This is a genomic window from Allobosea sp. RAF48, assembly GCF_052114025.1.
GTDB lineage: Bacteria > Pseudomonadota > Alphaproteobacteria > Rhizobiales > Beijerinckiaceae > Allobosea.
Genome location: NZ_JBFRDZ010000013.1, coordinates 161,545 through 177,735, shown reverse-complemented (window position 1 = coordinate 177,735; position 16,191 = coordinate 161,545). Strand labels below are relative to the sequence as shown.

Below are 16,191 nucleotides of genomic sequence, written 5' to 3'. Positions count from 1 at the left end.
ATGGCCGAGCCCCTGATCATCGTCGGCAACGGCATGGCCGCGACGCGGCTGGCTGACGAACTCTGCCAGCGCGCGCTCGGGCGCTATTCCGTGGCGGTGATCGGAGAGGAGCCGCGGCTCGCCTATAACCGCGTGCTGCTCTCGCCGCTGCTCGCGGGCGAGATCAGCGAAGGCGAGATCGAGCTCAAGCCCGCCGCATGGTGGCGCGCGCGCGGCATCTCGACCTTCTACGGCCGCTCCGTCGAGAGCATCGACCGCTCGGCGCGGACGGTGACGCTCAGCGGAGGCCCGACGCTGCCCTATGGCAAGCTCGTGCTCGCAACCGGCTCGGCGCCGCTGCGGCCGCCCTTTCCCGGCAGCGATCTTGCCGGCGTGGCGACCTTCCGCGACACCGCCGATGTCGGCACGATGCGGGCCTATGCCGAGCGCGGCGCCCGCATCGTCGTGATCGGCGGCGGGCTGCTCGGGCTCGAGGCCGCTTATGGCCTTGCCCGGGCCGGCGCCGAAGTGACGCTGCTGCATCTCGTCGACCGCCTGATGGAACGCCAGCTCGACCATGAGGGTGCAGCCCTGCTTGCCGCCGCCATGGCCACGCGTGGGATCGATGTGCGCCTTTGCGCCGAAACCAGGGGCTTCCGCGGCAAGGGACATGTCGAGGCCGTCGAGCTGACGGACGGCACCGAGATTCCCGCCGATCTCGCGGTCATCGCCATCGGCGTGCGCCCGAATGTCGGGCTCGCGCGAGCAGCCGGCCTCGGCGTGGGGCGCGGCATCCTCGTCGATGACGGCCTCGCAACCGACGATCCCGCGATTTTCGCCATCGGCGAATGCGCGGAGCATCGCGGCCTCGCTTATGGGCTGGTCGAGCCGGCCTATGAACAGGCGCGCGTGCTGGCCGCGCTGCTTGCCGGCCGCGAAGCCGCCTATCGGGGCTCGCTGCTCGCGACCAATCTCAAGGTCTCCGGCGTCGGCGTCTTCTCGGCTGGCGAGTTCGAGGCCGGCGACGGTGCCGAGACGGTCGTGCTGCGCGATCCCGCTGCCGGCATCTACCGCAAGTTCGTGCTGCGTGACGGCCGCCTCGCCGGCTGTGTTCTCGTCGGCGATACGCAGGGCGCCCTGTTCTATCTCGGGCTGATCCGCTCGGGCCAGGACATCAGCGCGATCCGCGCCGACCTGCCTTTTGGCGAGAGCTATTGCATCGGGGAAGCCGCCTGATGCGCCATGACGCCCCCCTCGCCCCGACTGCGACGCGCACGACCTGCCCCTATTGCGGGGTCGGCTGCGGCGTTCTGGCAACGCCGGACGGGCTGGGAGGCGCCGCCATCGCGGGCGATGCGGACCATCCGGCCAATCGCGGGCGGCTCTGCTCCAAGGGCTCTGCGCTCGGCGAAACGCTGGGACTGGGCAGCAGGGTGCTGCACCCGCTGAAGCGCAATGCCGCCGGAAGCTATGACAGGATCGGCTGGGACGAGGCGCTTGATGCCGTCGCCAACGGTCTGCGGACCATCGCGGCGGAGCACGGGCCCGAGGCGATCGCCTTCTACCTGTCCGGCCAGCTCCTGACCGAGGATTACTACGTCGCCAACAAGCTGGCCAAAGGCTTCATCGGCTCGCCCAATGTCGACACCAATTCGCGCCTGTGCATGTCCTCGACGGTCGCTGCGCAGCGCCGGACCTTCGGCTCGGATACGGTGCCCGGCGCCTATGAGGATTTCGACAGCGCCGACCTGATCGTCCTCGTCGGCTCCAACACGGCCTGGTGCCACCCGATCCTGTTCCGGCGGATGCAGGACAACTGGCACGAGCGCGGTGCGCGCCTCGTCGTCCTCGATCCCCGCGTCACCGCCACGGCGGAAGACGCCGATATGGTGCTGACGCTGAAGCCCGGCTCCGACGCCGCGCTCTTCGTGGGCCTGCTCGTCCATCTGGCCAATCGCGGCCTCGTCGACCGCAGCTATGTCGCGCGCCATGTCGCAGGCTTCGACGAAACGCTCGCCAATGCGTGCGAGATCGCGCCCGACGTGACCTCGGTTTCCGCCGCGACCGGCCTGCCAGAGGAACAGATCGTCGCGTTCTATGAACTCTGGGCCAGCACGCCGCATGTCGTCACGGCCTGGAGCCAGGGCGTCAATCAGTCGGCACAGGGAACCGACAAGGTCGCCGCAATCCTGAATTGCCATCTCGCCACTGGCCGGATCGGACGGCCCGGCTGCGGCCCCTTCTCGCTCACCGGCCAGCCCAACGCCATGGGCGGACGCGAGGTCGGCGGGCTCGCCAACATGCTCGCCGCCCATATGGGCTATGGTGTGGAAGAGGTCGACCGCGTACGCCGCTTCTGGCAGGCGCCGAACATGGCCCGGCGGGAGGGTCTGAAGGCCGTCCAGATGCTGGATGCGGTCACTGAGCGCCGCATCCGTGCGATGTGGGTGATGGCGACGAACCCGGCCGTCTCCCTCCCGGAGGCCGACAAGGTCAGCGCCGCGCTCGCCGGACTCGACCTCTTCATCGTCTCCGAGAACGTGCTCTCGAACGACACGCTCGCGGCCGGGCCGCACTACATCCTGCCGGCTGCCACCTGGGGCGAGAAGGATGGCACGGTCACCAATTCCGAGCGGCGGATTTCGCGCCAGCGCGCCTTCCTGCCCCTGCCGGGCGAGGTGAAGCCGGACTGGGGGATCGTCTGCGAGGTCGCGAAGCGTCTCGGCTTCGGCGAGGCCTTCGCCTATGCCGGCCCGCACGCGATCTATGCCGAACATGCGGCCCTTTCGGCCTTCGAGAACGACGGCACGCGCGATTTCGACATCGGCGCCCATGCCGGCCTCGACCGCGCCGGCTATGACGGGCTTCGGCCGGTGCAATGGCCCGTGCCGGCATCCCGGCCGCATGGCACCGCGCGGCTCTTCGGCGATGGAAACTTCTTCGGTCCCGCGCGCCGCGCACAGATGCGCCGGCTCGCCACGCCGAAGCTGGCCTCGGTCACGAGCGAGGCCTTCCCGCTGCTGCTCAACACGGGCCGCGTGCGCGACCACTGGCACACCATGACCCGCACCGGCCTCAGCCCGCGGCTCAGCGCGCATGTCGCCGAGCCTTCGATTTACGTGAATCCGGTCGACATTTCGCGCTTCCGGCTGGTCGCGGGCGGCTTTGCCCGTCTGGTCAACGCCCATGGCGGCGCGGCGCTCAGGGTCGCGGCCGACGAAGGCGTGGCCGAGGGATCGCTCTTTGCGCCCATCCACTGGTCCGGCGAGACCGCTTCCGACGCGCGCATCGGCGCCCTGACGCAGCCGCTCTGCGATCCCTTTTCCGGCCAGCCCGAGATGAAGGCGACGCCGGTTTCGATCGCGCCGGTCGCTTATCGTTTCGAAGGCTTCGTCCTGTCGCGCGAGCCCTTCGCCCTGCCGGAGCAGAGCTGGTGGGCGCGTCTTGCTGTGCAGGGCGGCGAGGGCCGGCTCTTCGCCACCGACGCGTCCGTCGATGACCTGACTGCTCTGATGCGCGAGCGTTTCGGCGCGGGAGAGCTGACCGAGCTGATCGACCGCGACGGCGGCAGCTATCGTTGTGCCGTGCTCCGGGAAGGCCGGCTCCAGGCCGCCCTCTTCCTCGCTCCTGCGGGCCGCGCGCCGCTCTGGGACACGGTCAAGGCCCTCTTCGCCGATCCGGCAGCGACCGTGGAAAGCCGACTTGCCCTGCTCTCGGGACGGAACCCGGGCGGCGCCGATCCCGGACCGACCGTCTGCGCCTGCTTCGGCGTCGGGCTGAACGCCATCCGCGCCGCCTTCGAGGCCGGCGCGACGACGGCCGAAGCGATCGGCCTTCAGCTCAAGGCCGGGACCAATTGCGGCTCCTGCCTTCCCGAAATCCGCCGCATCGGCGCGCAGGCACGCGCGAGCGAGGCGGCATGACGAATGCGACGGATGAGCTCGGTCAGAGGAGAGACTGGAACATGGGTCAGCCTGTCTTGAAAGGCACGATCGCGGGCGCGACGGTCGTCCCGCTCTCGGGCAAGCCGTCCGCAGTCCTGCCCTTGCCGGCCGGGCGTGCGAAGCCCTTCGTGGGAAAGCTCGCTCCCATCGCGAAAAGCGTCCTCATCAACCTGCTGCCGCCGCTGATCACGGTCGCGCTGATCCTGCTGTTCTGGCAGATCGCGGCTTCCGGACCTCAATCCTCCTTGCCGCCACCGACCAGGATCTGGGACGAGGCGAAGGACCTGATCGTCGAGCCGTTCTACTGGACGGGCTCGCAGGATATCGGGCTGGGCTGGCGCATCCTCGTCTCGCTGCAGCGCGTCGCCATCGGCTTCAGCCTGGCAGCCGTCGTCGGCGTGCTGCTCGGTGCGCTCGTCGGCCAATCCATCTGGGCGATGCGCGGGCTAGACCCGGTCTTCCAGGTGCTGCGCACGGTGCCGCCGCTCGCCTGGCTGCCGCTGTCGCTCGCCGCCTTCCGAGACAGCCAGCCCTCGGCGATCTTCGTGATCTTCATCACGGCGATCTGGCCGGTCATCATCAACACGGCCGTCGGCATCCGCAACATCCCGCAGGACTACCGCAACGTCGCCAAGGTGCTGCGGCTGAACCAGATCGAGTTCTTCTACAAGATCATGGTGCCCTCGGCCGCGCCCTACATCTTCACGGGCCTGAGGATCGGCGTCGGCCTGTCCTGGCTCGCCATCGTCGCGGCGGAGATGCTGACCGGCGGCGTCGGCATCGGCTTCTTCATCTGGGATGCGTGGAACTCCTCGCGCCTCTCCGACATCATCGTGGCGCTGGTCTATATCGGCGTGGTCGGCTTCCTGCTCGACCGCCTCGTCGCTTTCGTCGGCCATGTCGTCACCCGCGGCACCGCGACCAACTGAGGGCGGAACGATGAGCTATCTGAAGATCGACCACGTCGACAAACGCTTCCAGCGCGGCGCCGCCACCACGGAAGTGCTCAAGGACGTCAGCCTCGTCATCGACAAGGGCGAGTTCGTCTCGATCATCGGTCATTCCGGCTGCGGCAAGTCGACCCTGCTCAACATCATCGCAGGGCTGACGCCTGCGACGACCGGCGGCATCCTGTTGGAAGGCAGGGAGGTCAACGCGCCCGGCCCGGACCGCGCCGTGGTCTTCCAGAACCACTCGCTGCTGCCCTGGCTCACCGTCTACGACAACGTCGCGCTCGCCGTGAACAAGATCTTCGGCGGCAGAAAGAGCAAGGCCGAGCGGCATGGCTGGATCATGCACAATCTCGACCTCGTCCAGATAGCCCATGCCAGGGACAAGCGCCCCGGCGAGATCTCCGGCGGCATGAAGCAGCGGGTCGGCATCGCCCGCGGCCTCGCGATGGAGCCGAAGATCCTGCTGCTCGACGAACCGTTCGGCGCGCTCGACGCGTTGACCCGCGCGCATCTGCAGGACTCGGTGATGCAGATCCACGCCGCGCTCGGCAACACCATGATCATGATCACCCACGACGTCGACGAGGCCGTGCTGCTCTCCGACCGGATCGTGATGCTGACCAACGGCCCCTCTGCCCGCATCGGCGAGGTGCTGGACGTGTGCTTCGCGCGCCCGCGCAAGCGGCTCGAACTGGTCTCCGACCGCACCTACATCGCCGCGCGCGAGGCGGTGCTGAAGTTCCTCTACGAGCGCCATCGCTTCGTCGAGGCGGCGTGACCCGAACACCGCCCCTAGCCCTCATCCTGAGGAGGCCGTGCAAGCGACCGTCTCGAAGGATGGTCCAGAGGGCGCTGGAGCATCCTTCGAGACGCGCCTGCGGCGCTCCTCAGGATGAGGCTGAGGAAGAAAAGTATCATGAGCGACGATTTCACCCCTGATCAGAAGCGCTACCTCGAAGGCTTCGTGAGCGGCATGCAGTCGGCTCGCACCGCGCGCGGCCTTGGTCCGCTCGGCGGTGCGCCGGGCGCGGCCAAGGCCGCACCGTCCGGGCCCGACAAGGAGCATGCCGAGGCGCAGGCGCGGACGGTTGCCGCCGGCGGCAAGCTCGTCGATCAGGAGAAGTGGAAAGCCGCCGAGCACCCCTTCGACGCCTATGCCCGCTTCAAGGAACAGGCCCAGGCCGGCATCTATCCCAAGCCGGAGGACAATTTCCGCTGGCGCTATCACGGCCTGTTCTACGTGGCGCCCGCGCAGAACAGCTATATGTGCCGGCTGCGCATTCCAAACGGCATCCTCAGGGCCTGGCAGTTCGCGGGTGTCGCCGACATCGCCGAGAGCTTCGGCGGCGGCTACAGCCACGTCACCACCCGGGCCAATCTCCAGATACGCGAGATCGCCGCCGAGCATGCGCCCCTTCTGCTCGAAGGCCTCGCCGATCTCGGCCTCACCGCGAAGGGCTCGGGCGCCGACAACATCCGCAACGTCACGGGATCGGCGACCGCCGGTATCGATCCGCTCGAACTCATCGACACCCGCCCGCATGCCCGCGCCTGGCATCATCACATCCTGAACGACCGCTCGCTCTACGGGCTACCGCGCAAGTTCAACGTCGCCTTCGACGGCGCCGGCTCCGTCGCGACGCTCGAGGACACCAACGACATCGGCTTCCAGGCTATCGAGGTCGCGGAAGGCGCCACCTTCGAGGGGCAGCCGGTTGAGCCCGGGATCTGGTATCGCCTCGCACTCGGCGGCATCACCGGCCATAGGGACCTTGCCCGCGACACCGGCGTGATCGTCACCCCGTCCGACGCGATTGCGGTCGCCGATGCGATCGTGCGCGTCTTCATCGCCAACGGGGACCGCACCGACCGCAACAGGTCGCGGCTCAAATACGTGCTCGACGCCTGGGGTTTCGACAAGTTCCTCGCCGCCGTCGAGGAGAAGCTCGGCCGCGGGCTGATCCGGCTCGACAACGCCTTCGTCAAGCCGCGCCCGGTCTATGACCGGCTCGCCCATATCGGCGTCCACGGCCAAGCACAGCCCGGCCTGAACTGGATCGGCGTGGCGCTGCCGGTCGGCAAGCTCACGGCCCAGCAGATGCGCGTCATCGCCTCGATCGCCCAGAGCTGCGGCGACGGCGATATCCGCCTCACCGTCTGGCAGAACCTGCTGATCTCCGGCGTGCCCGACGCGAAGATCGAGGACGTGCTGGCCAATCTGCAGGCCGTCGGCCTCTCCGCCGAGACCTCGATCCTGCGCGCGGGGCTGATCGCCTGCACCGGCGCGACCGGCTGCAAATTCGCCGGCGCCCATACCAAGGAGGACGCGCTTGCCATCGCCGCCCATTGCGAGCCGCGCATCACGCTCGACACACCGGTCAACATCCACCTGACCGGCTGTCACAACTCCTGCGCCCAGCACTATATCGGCGATCTCGGGCTGATCGGCGCCAAGGTCCCGATCAATGACGATGGCGACACCGTTCCCGGCTACCACGTCTTTGTCGGCGGCGGCTTCGGCGTCGAAGGCGGCATCGGCCGCGAATTCCGGACCAATGTGAAGGCGGAGGACGCACCGGCCCTGGTCGAGGCGATCCTGCGCAGCTGGCAGACGCATCGCGGTTCAGCCAGGAGCAGCGCTCCTGGCTGAACGGCTTCTTCGCCGGGCTGCTCTCGCTCGACAATGCCGGCGTAACCGCACTCTCGCCGGCCGAGAACGCCGCCGTCATGGCCGAGGCCGAGGACGGGGCGCCCTGGCACGATCCGTCGCTGGAGATGGCCGAGCGCATGCAGCTGGCCGAAGGCAAGCCCCTGCCCCGCCGGCTCTACGCCGCCATGGCGCAGCAGGATTGCGGGCAATGCGGCTATGTCTGCGAAACCTATTCCGCCGCCATCGCCTCACGAGCGGAGGGGCGGCTCAATCTCTGCGCGCCCGGCGGCAAGGAGACGCTGCGCCAGATCAAGACCCTGATGGAGGAGCCCGGCGCTTCCGCCGCGGGCACTCCCACCGAGACCGCTCCGGCTGCGGAACCGGGGCCAAAGGGGCGCTGCCGTGAGAACCCCGCGCTCGCGACCTTTCTCTCGCGCCGCAAGCTCAATGGCCAGGGCTCCGAAAAGGAGACCTGGCACGTCGAATTCGACCTCTCCGAATCCGGCCTCGACTATGTCGTCGGCGACGCCTTCGGCATCGTCGCACAGAACGACCCGCGCCTCGTCGATGCCGTGATCGCGCTGCTGGGCGCGCGACCGGATGCAGAGATCGGCGGCAAGTCCCTGCGGGACAAGCTCGTGGCCGATTGCGCGCTCGGCCCGGCGCCTGACGCATTGTTTCAGCTCATCTCCTACGTCACGGGGGGCGAAGCCCGCGCCAAGGCCAGACGCCTTGCCGCCGGTGAAGACCCCGATGGAGACCTCGACCGGCTCGACGTACTCGGAACGCTGCACAAGTTCTCGCAGGCGCGGCTCTCGGCCGAGGCCTTCGTCGAGGCGCTCGATCCGCTCCAACCGCGGCTCTACTCGATCTCCTCGTCGCACAACGCCACGCCCGGCCGCATCACGCTGACCGTCGATACTGTCCGTTACAAGGTCGGCACCCGGCCGCGCTGGGGCGTCGCCTCGACCTTCCTCGGCGAACGGGTCCAGCCCGGCGACAAGGTGCCGGTCTATGTCCAGCGCGCCCATGGCTTCGGCCTGCCGGCCGATCCGGCAACGCCAGTGATCATGTGCGGCCCGGGCACGGGCGTCGCACCCTTCCGCGCCTTCCTGCACGACCGGCTGGCGACGAAGGCGCCGGGCCGGAACTGGCTGTTCTTCGGCCACCAGCGCCGCGCTTGCGATTTCTTCTACGAAGACGAGCTGCAGGCGATGAAGGATTCGGGCTTCCTCACCAATCTGACGCTGGCCTGGTCCCGCGATGGCGAGAAAGTCTATGTGCAGGACCGCATGCGCGAGCGCGGCAGCGAGCTCTGGGCCTGGCTCGAACAAGGCGCACATTTCTACGTCTGCGGCGATGCCAAGCGGATGGCCAAGGATGTCGAGCGCGCTCTGGTCGATGTCGTCGCCGAACATGGCGCTCGTTCCAGCGAGGAAGCCATCTCCTATGTCGCCTCTTTGCGGAAGGCGGGGCGCTACCAGGCCGACGTCTACTAGGGATCGCCGGTTCGCAAGCGGTCCGGAGACACCTTGCCCGGCAATGTTGCGGCAAGCATGGGGGGCGATATCGGCCAAAGCCCAACCCCGCCCAAAGCCCCCGTCATGCTGCAGCCGTCAGCGCCTTCCACCGCCCGCGGGCCGAACGTGGGTACCTCGCTCATGCGCGGCCACTGAGTACCCGGCATGCGCATTCTTCTGGTCGAAGACGAACCGGAGATGGCCAGCGCATTGCGCACGGCGCTCGGGCAACGCGACATGGTCGTCGACCATGTCACCACGCTGGCCGAAGGCGAGGAAGCGATCGCGGCCGGCGTTCATGGCGCGGTGCTGCTCGATCGCAATCTGCCGGATGGTGACGGGCTCGATCTGCTTCCCCGCATACGCGCCCGGAAGCTGCTCGTTCCCGTCATCGTGCTGACCGCCCGTGGCGACATCGAAGAGCGGGTCGAGGGGCTCGATACGGGCGCCGACGACTACCTTGCCAAGCCTTTCGTGATCGATGAGCTCCTCGCGCGGCTGCGCGCCGTGCTGCGCCGATCGGCGGAGCTGGCGCCGGACCTCCTGCGCATCGGCCGTTTCGAATTCGACTGGCGCAATCGCAGCGCAAGCGTGGATGGGCAGGTCCTCGATCTGCCGCGGCGAGAGCTGCTGGTGCTGGAGAGCCTGCTGCGCCGTCATGGCCGCGCCGTCCAGCGCACGACATTGGAAGAAGCAGTCTACGGCTTCGACGACGAAATCCAGTCGAACGCGCTCGACATGCATGTCTCTCGCCTGCGCCGGAGGCTGAGCCATGCCGGGGCGGAGCTCGAAATTCACGGAATCAGGGGTATCGGCTATCTGCTGAAGCAGGCGGCATGACCTTCCAGGCACCGCGTGCCCATTCGCTGAAGTGGCGGCTGGTGCGCCGGCTGCTCGCGCTGCAAGCTGCGCTGCTCTCCCTGCTGGTCCTGTCGATCATCGCCGCGCTCTATCTCGGCGGCCATCTCCTCAACTTCGAATCCGAAGACATTACGATCGACGCACTGAAGGACGCAGTGTTGCGCGACGCCACTGGCAGCCTGGCGATCCGCGAGACACCGGAACTGATCAAGCTGCGCGCCGAGGTGCCCGACCTCTGGTACATCGTGCGAGACCGGCAGGGGCGCCAGCTCGTCGAGGGATCTCCGCCGTCTCATTTCGCGCACATCGGCGATGCGCTGGATGACATCGGCAATGCCCGCCTGGGTTGGAACCTGGGGGACCCGCCGCGCGCGAACGCTCAGATGCGCTGGGTCGGGAGCGCAGCGGGCGACATCCAGGTCGTGACCGGTCCAGGAGGCGAGGCGCCGCTCCGCTGGCTGATCCAGAGTATTCTCGTCGTCTTCGCGAGCTTCGTGTTGCCCACGCTAGTCGTCATGGCCCTGGCGACCCTGATCGCAACGCCCATGGTGGTCAGTCGGGCACTGAACGGGCTTGGAACCGTTGCTGCGGAGGCGGAGCGGATCGACATCGACCGCCAAGGCACTCGCCTGCCGACGGTGCTGACGCCGACTGAAGTCACGCCGCTCGTCGATGCGGTCAATCGTGCCCTGCGACGGCTGGACGAGGGGCATTCCCGGCGAAAACGCTTCCTCGCCGACGCTGCTCACGAGCTGCGGACGCCGATCGCGATCCTGCAGACACGGCTGGAGACGTTGCCGGGCTCGGCCCAGCGCGGCCGGCTGCTTGAGGATATCGCCCGGCTCGCCGTGATGGCCGAGCAGTTGCTCGACCTGCAGCGGTTGGAACGCGCTCCCAACGCCTTCGTCAGGCTGGACCTCGTCGCGATCGGCCGGCGCGTCGCCAGCGATCTTGCGCCGCTCGCCATCAACGCCGGCTACGCGCTCGCCTTCGATACCGAGGCCGAGCAGGTTGACGTCATCGGAGACGCTGCGGGGCTCGAGCGGGCGCTCGTCAATTTGGTGCAGAACGCCATTCAGCATGGCGGCCGGCGCGGCACGATCACCATCTCGGTCGGAAGCGAGCGAATCGTCGATGTGATCGATGAAGGCCCCGGGATCGCGGCCGAACAGCGCGAGCGGGTGTTCGAGCCCTTCTCCCGCATCGTCCACCAGGATCGGGGGGCCGGCCTGGGGCTTCATCTCGTGCGGGAAATTGTCCGGCTGCACGGCGGCGCAATCGCAATTCTGGATCGAGCGCACGGAGCCTGCTTTCGCCTGAGCTTGCCGATGCCGAGCTGAACGCCTCGGGTTCATGGCGGGCATAATGCTGAGATAATCGACCGAAGCGACATCTCCCGCGGCCTGCGCGTCCCAACAAGAGAAGACGGCGGGCGGTGGAGATAGCGCCCGCATGGTTCTCAAGCCGACAAGCCAGCCGACTGCCGGCTGCTGGAAGAAGGCACTGAAGGTTCTGGGAATGGCGGCACTGTCCGTCGGCATGGCAGCTTGCGCCAGCCCCTCAAATCCTCCCTCGAACCTGCCCTTGACGGAGATCGCGGCGTCGGCGGGCCCACGCTCATCGCCCGCGCGTTCAGGGACCACTGCAGTCCTGCTGGCTCTGTCAGGCGGAGGGGCTCGTTCTGCCGCCTTCGGATACGGCGTTCTGTCGGCGCTTGCCGATCAACGGGCCCCCGAGGAAACGGGCCGGACGCTCGCGGACGATATTGCGGTGGTCGCCGGCGTTTCAGGCGGTGGCATGCTGGCGGCCTATGTCGCCTTACATGGCCCGTCGGGTATAYCGGCCTTCAGGCGCGATTACCTCGATCAGGATCCCGAAGCGTCGCTGCGGACCGCCTTCACGCCGGACAATCTGCTGCGCGGCTATCGCGGCGGCGTCAATGACCTCACCGGCCTCGGCGCCTGGCTCGATGCTCATCTCTATCATGGCGCAACCTTCGGCGACCTCGAGCGCATGGGAGGGCCGCGCCTCCTGCTGCACGCGACGGACCTCTATAATCGTGCGCCCTTCTCCTTCGATCGCGAGAGTTTCCGCACGATCTGCAGCGACTACGCCACCTTTCCCCTATCCCATGCCGTCGCAGCCTCGGCAGCCGTGCCGGTCTTGTTTGCGCCGGTTGTCCTGGAAAACTTCAACGCAGCCTGTCCGCTCGTTCCAGGCGTCCCTGTGGCGCCGGCTGCGAGCTCCACGGTCGTGTCCCATCTTCGGGAAACGCAGGCTCGTTACGCGACGGCTACCGACCTGCGCTACCTGAAGCTGCTCGATGGTGGACTCGTCGACAATCTGGCCACCCAAAACCTCATGAGGTCGATGCGCGGACCGGCGCCGGCGCCACTCCCGGAGGCGACAGCGCGGGAGGTGAGGCGCATCGTCGTGATCGTAGCCGACGCCTCGCTGCGCGTCGGCGGCGACATGTCGACATCGACGGACGGCCCGGGAGCGCTGGACACCATCACGGCCTCGATCGATGCGATGATCGACAATTCAAGCCGGGCCAGTCTCGACGGGCTGGAGGAGGAGACCAGGCGCTGGCGGAAACGCCTGGTCCGCTGGCGCTGCGATGTCATGCAAACGCGGGATTGCGACAAGCTCGAGATCAAGTTCGTGAGGCTGTCCTTGGCAGACATACGCGCGCCCGAGACGAGAGCCCGCATTCTCGAGCTCCGCTACAAGCTCTCGCTCAAGGCCGACGAGGTCGATTTCCTCTCCGGCCTCGGCCACCGCCTTCTCGTCGCCGGCCTCCGGAACGGTCGGATCATCGCCGCGCGGTGATCCAGATCGCGGAACTCATCCAAATCGAGTGCCAAGCTGCCGGTGTCCCTACAGCTTGAGACGGGCCGCTGCTCGCGCAGAACGCATGGCCCACTCGGATCGACAGCGGAACGACGGCTCCCGACGCAGGCGCCGACTATGCGTCGAGCGGGAAGATCGGGCGCCGCACGCGGCGATAGGGCAGCTTGGTGAGATCGGGTGTGCAGAGCGCGCCGCTGTCGCAGACGATGACCTTGCCTGCAATCGGCTCGAAGGCGGCACGGAAATGCTGCATCGACTTCAGCGCCACCACCCGCTTGGCGGCGGGATCGATGCCGAAGGCACGGAACTGCTGGAGGTCGTTCATCTGGGCGCGGATCGTGGTGACGAGGATCTCGATATTACCGACACGCAGCACGGCGCACGGCCCCCAGCTCGCATGCAAGCCGCCCATCATCGGGCCGTCTCCGACATAGGCACCGTCGCTGACGCTGACGAGCGTGCCGGTGAGCGCAAGCGGCCCCCCGCCGATCTCAGGGTCGACCTTGCCGCCGAGCCGGACGGAGACCGTCGAGCCCGGCTTGGACCGGTGCAGCTCGGCCGCAGCCTCAGGGTCGACGATCGGTCCAAAGCAGGCATCCTTCAGATCGGCGGCGATCATGCCCTTCAGCAGCTCGGTCGCATCGCCATAGCCTCCGCCCCCGGGATTGTCGGCATAGTCCGCGATGATGAGGGGGCCGGAGGTCGCGACATAGCCGGCCGCCTCCGCCACCGCTTCCTCCACCGAGAGGAACGGCGTGACCTTGTCGAAGCGGCGCTGCCACATGTCGTCGACGAGCGCTTCGGCGAAGGCACGGTGGCACTCGTGATCGCCCTGGCAGGTGACGAGGACGGTCGGGCCTACCTCCTGGATATCGGCATTTCCGAAGCCGCCGTTGACGCTGACCGCGAAGACATCGGCCTCCTGCTCATAGGCCTTGGCCTTGGCGATGCGCTCGACCATCGGGCCGATATCGGTGCGTCCGCCATTGACCTCTTCCAGCATCGGCCGCTCGGCGCGCAGCGTCACCGGCCTGATCTCCCCGGCCATCGTGCGCTGCATGATGCCGGCCGCCAGCCGCCCGGTCTCGCGGACATCGACATGCGGGTAGGTCTTGTAGGAAACGACGATGTCAGCCAGCTCGGTCATCTTGCGGGTGACGTTGGCGTGAGGATCGAGCGTGATGCCGATCGGCACCTTCGGGCCCAGCACGGCGCGCAGGCTCTCCAGCAGCTCGCCTTCGCCGTCCTCGCAGAACTCCGTCACCATCGCCCCGTGCAGGCCGAGCAGTACGCCATCGATCGCCCCGCCATGGGCCTTGGCCGTATCGACGATGACACCGGCGATGTGATCGTAGGCGTCTCGCGTCACCGGCCCCGATGGCTGGGCGGCGGCGCTGATCGCGTGGATGACACGCCATCCGGCCGGCCGGCCGATATCGAGGAAGCCCGCGATAGGCGTGTTGGCCTCGCCACGTTCGGCGATGGCCGCCTCTCCATTGCGGATACCGCGGTCCTGAAAGGCGGCACGGTCGGCCGGGCAGCGGCTGAAGGTATTGCTCTCATGCGAGAACTCGGCGGTCAGCACGGTGAAGGTCATGGCGTTCCTCGCGGTCTCTTTATGTTTCGCTTGAATGGCGGAGCGTCAGCCGTCGCGCAGCGGCCGGCGGATATCGAGCGCCTCGATCAGCGCGTCGCCGAACAGGTTGATGGCGATCACGGTCGTGGCGATGACGAGGCCGGGAAAGATGATGATCCAGGGCGCGATGAAGATCTGGGCGGTGCCGGAGCTCATCATCGCACCCCAGCTCGGGATCGGCGGCTGGGCCCCCAGCCCGAAGAACCCGAGCGTCGCTTCGAGCACGATCGCATCGCCCGTCGCCAGCATCCCGGCGACGATGACCGGCGTCATCGCGTTGGGCAGCAGGTGCAGGAAGAGAACGCGGGCGGGGCTCGCGCCGGCCGTCACCGCGGCATCGACGAAGAGCTCCCCCCTCAGCGCCATGACCTGCGCCCGTGTCAGCCGGGTGAACTGCGCGAGATAGGCGATGGCGATCGCGATCGCAGTTGAATGCAGGCCGGGGCCCAAGATGGCGATCAGGATCAGCGCCAGCAGGATCTCCGGGAATGACCAGGTCAGGTCGACGACGACGGTGACGGCCCGGTCGAACATGCCGCCGAAATAGCCGGCGGCAGCGCCGAGCGTCGCCCCCGCGATCACCGAAAGCGCGATGGACAGCACGCTGACGCTGAGCGAGGTGCGCGCGCCCTGGATGATGCGCGAGAGCAGGTCGCGCCCGAACTCGTCGGTGCCGAGCCAATGCGCGGCCGAGGGCGGCGTGTTCGCCATGGAGAGCTTCTGCGCCGCATAGTCGTAGGGCGCGATCCAGGGTGCGAAGATGGCGCAGAGCACGAGCGCGATCAGGAACAGGGCGCAGAGGGCGCCGCGCGGCGAGCGCGCAAGCCGGGACACGAGGGACGAACGGCTCATCTTGCACCCATCGCTTCGCGCAGACGCGGATCGAGCGCCGCCTGGGCGAGATCGCCGAGCAGCGTGCCGAGCATCACCGCAATGGCGAGCATCAGCAGGCAGCCCTGCACCAGCGGATAATCGCGCTGCCCGAGCGCCGTGATCAGCAGCGAGCCGAGACCCGGCCGGGCGAAGACGTATTCAACCGTGACGGCACCGCCGAGGATCCAGCCGATGCGCAGGCCGAGAATGGTCATCACCGGCAGCATCGCCTGCTGGAGCACATGCCGGAGCTGGATGCGCCAGAACGGCAGCCCCTTTGCCTGGAGCACGCGCACGAAGTCCCGGCCGGAGATCTCGACCATGGCGGCGCGGGTGACGCGGGCGATCAGCGCCGTGCCCCCGATACCGATGGTCAGCGCCGGCAGCACCAGCGCATCCCAGCTCCGGGCGCCCGAAACCGGGAACCATTCGAACTGCACGGCGAACATCAGGATCATCAGCAGCGCCAGCCAGAAGCTCGGCAGCGTCGAGCCCAGCAGGATGAAGCCCATAACCGCCCGGTCGAACAGGCTGTCGCGGAAGGAGGCGGCGAGCACGCCGGCCACGATCCCGACGGTCGTCGAGAAGAGGAGCGCCGTGCCGCCGAGCGCGAGGCTGTGCGGCATGTTCTCCGCGATCAGCTGCGAAACCGGCTGGCGCATCACGATGGCGTCGCCGAGATCGCCTGTCACGACCTTGGCGAGCCAGCGCCCGTACTGGACGAGCAGCGGCTGGTCGAGGCCGTAGCGGGCGATCATCTGAGCCCGCTGCTCGGGCGACGAGCCGACCTGGATCAGATGCTCCAGCGGGTCGCCCGGCACGAGATGGATGATCATGAAGATCACCAGCGAGACGGCGAGGAACACCGGCACCAGCATGGCGAGCCGCCGGATCGCGAAGCGCAGCAAGGGTCTCTCCCGTG

General features: G+C 67.8%; 12 protein-coding genes. 9 read left to right on the top strand and 3 right to left on the bottom strand.

The window, feature by feature from the left end:
• From AB4Z10_RS22275 to AB4Z10_RS22235, 9 genes are all read left to right on the top strand, one after another.
• A complete protein-coding gene (locus AB4Z10_RS22275) occupies positions 1-1,215 on the top strand; it encodes an NAD(P)/FAD-dependent oxidoreductase (protein WP_441472577.1) in 1,215 nt (404 codons plus the stop codon).
• Positions 1,215-3,902 carry a nitrate reductase gene (locus tag AB4Z10_RS22270; RefSeq protein ID WP_441472576.1) on the top strand — a complete coding sequence of 896 codons (2,688 nt, stop codon included), beginning with the start codon at positions 1,215-1,217 and terminating at the stop codon, positions 3,900-3,902. The genes AB4Z10_RS22275 and AB4Z10_RS22270 overlap by 1 nt, the downstream gene beginning before the upstream one ends.
• A 41-nt stretch (positions 3,903-3,943) precedes the next feature.
• Entirely contained in the window at positions 3,944-4,852 is a 909-nt protein-coding gene (gene ntrB / locus AB4Z10_RS22265) for a nitrate ABC transporter permease (protein ID WP_441472575.1), read from the top strand.
• 10 nt (positions 4,853-4,862) lie between these two features.
• Positions 4,863-5,654 (top strand): ABC transporter ATP-binding protein, encoded by a 792-nt coding sequence (locus AB4Z10_RS22260; RefSeq protein ID WP_441472574.1) that lies wholly within the window; start codon positions 4,863-4,865, stop codon positions 5,652-5,654.
• Between the two features lie 138 nt (positions 5,655-5,792).
• Complete coding sequence (locus AB4Z10_RS22255) at positions 5,793-7,526, top strand: NirA family protein (protein ID WP_441472573.1); 1,734 nt, start codon at positions 5,793-5,795, stop codon at positions 7,524-7,526.
• Complete coding sequence (locus AB4Z10_RS22250; protein WP_441472676.1) at positions 7,481-9,025, top strand: sulfite reductase subunit alpha; 1,545 nt, start codon at positions 7,481-7,483, stop codon at positions 9,023-9,025. Before AB4Z10_RS22255 ends, AB4Z10_RS22250 begins: the two co-directional genes overlap by 46 nt.
• A 186-nt stretch (positions 9,026-9,211) precedes the next feature.
• The gene (locus tag AB4Z10_RS22245) at positions 9,212-9,886 is read left to right on the top strand and encodes a response regulator transcription factor (RefSeq protein ID WP_441472572.1); all 675 of its coding nucleotides are present in this window, start codon (positions 9,212-9,214) and stop codon (positions 9,884-9,886) included.
• The gene (locus tag AB4Z10_RS22240) at positions 9,883-11,247 is read left to right on the top strand and encodes a sensor histidine kinase (RefSeq protein ID WP_441472571.1); all 1,365 of its coding nucleotides are present in this window, start codon (positions 9,883-9,885) and stop codon (positions 11,245-11,247) included. Before AB4Z10_RS22245 ends, AB4Z10_RS22240 begins: the two co-directional genes overlap by 4 nt.
• A 112-nt stretch (positions 11,248-11,359) precedes the next feature.
• Positions 11,360-12,739: a patatin-like phospholipase family protein gene (locus tag AB4Z10_RS22235; RefSeq protein WP_441472570.1), complete on the top strand. Its 1,380-nt coding sequence runs from the start codon at positions 11,360-11,362 to the stop codon at positions 12,737-12,739.
• Between the two features lie 136 nt (positions 12,740-12,875).
• Here AB4Z10_RS22235 and AB4Z10_RS22230 read toward each other — a convergent pair whose 3' ends face one another.
• The 3 genes from AB4Z10_RS22230 to AB4Z10_RS22220 are packed head-to-tail and all read right to left on the bottom strand — an operon-like array spanning position 12,876 to position 16,177.
• Positions 12,876-14,357 carry a M81 family metallopeptidase gene (locus AB4Z10_RS22230; RefSeq protein ID WP_441472569.1) on the bottom strand — a complete coding sequence of 494 codons (1,482 nt, stop codon included), beginning with the start codon at positions 14,355-14,357 and terminating at the stop codon, positions 12,876-12,878.
• A gap of 45 nt (positions 14,358-14,402) precedes the next feature.
• Positions 14,403-15,248 carry an ABC transporter permease gene (locus tag AB4Z10_RS22225; RefSeq protein ID WP_441472568.1) on the bottom strand — a complete coding sequence of 282 codons (846 nt, stop codon included), beginning with the start codon at positions 15,246-15,248 and terminating at the stop codon, positions 14,403-14,405.
• On the bottom strand, positions 15,245-16,177 hold the full coding sequence (locus AB4Z10_RS22220; RefSeq protein WP_441472567.1) for an ABC transporter permease: 933 nt from the start codon (positions 16,175-16,177) through the stop codon (positions 15,245-15,247). The genes AB4Z10_RS22225 and AB4Z10_RS22220 overlap by 4 nt, the downstream gene beginning before the upstream one ends.
• Positions 16,178-16,191: the final 14 nt, after the last annotated feature.

What these genes read in the sequence shown, in the direction of transcription:
- AB4Z10_RS22275 (WP_441472577.1), top strand. Translation starts at nt 1, where the DNA reads ATGGCCGAGCCCCTGATCATCGTCGGCAACGGCATGGCCGCGACGCGG.
- AB4Z10_RS22270 (WP_441472576.1), top strand. Translation starts at nt 1,215, where the DNA reads ATGCGCCATGACGCCCCCCTCGCCCCGACTGCGACGCGCACGACCTGC.
- ntrB (WP_441472575.1), top strand. Translation starts at nt 3,944, where the DNA reads ATGGGTCAGCCTGTCTTGAAAGGCACGATCGCGGGCGCGACGGTCGTC.
- AB4Z10_RS22260 (WP_441472574.1), top strand. Translation starts at nt 4,863, where the DNA reads ATGAGCTATCTGAAGATCGACCACGTCGACAAACGCTTCCAGCGCGGC.
- AB4Z10_RS22255 (WP_441472573.1), top strand. Translation starts at nt 5,793, where the DNA reads ATGAGCGACGATTTCACCCCTGATCAGAAGCGCTACCTCGAAGGCTTC.
- AB4Z10_RS22245 (WP_441472572.1), top strand. Translation starts at nt 9,212, where the DNA reads ATGCGCATTCTTCTGGTCGAAGACGAACCGGAGATGGCCAGCGCATTG.
- AB4Z10_RS22240 (WP_441472571.1), top strand. Translation starts at nt 9,883, where the DNA reads ATGACCTTCCAGGCACCGCGTGCCCATTCGCTGAAGTGGCGGCTGGTG.
- AB4Z10_RS22230 (WP_441472569.1), bottom strand. Translation starts at nt 14,357, where the DNA reads ATGACCTTCACCGTGCTGACCGCCGAGTTCTCGCATGAGAGCAATACC.
- AB4Z10_RS22225 (WP_441472568.1), bottom strand. Translation starts at nt 15,248, where the DNA reads ATGAGCCGTTCGTCCCTCGTGTCCCGGCTTGCGCGCTCGCCGCGCGGC.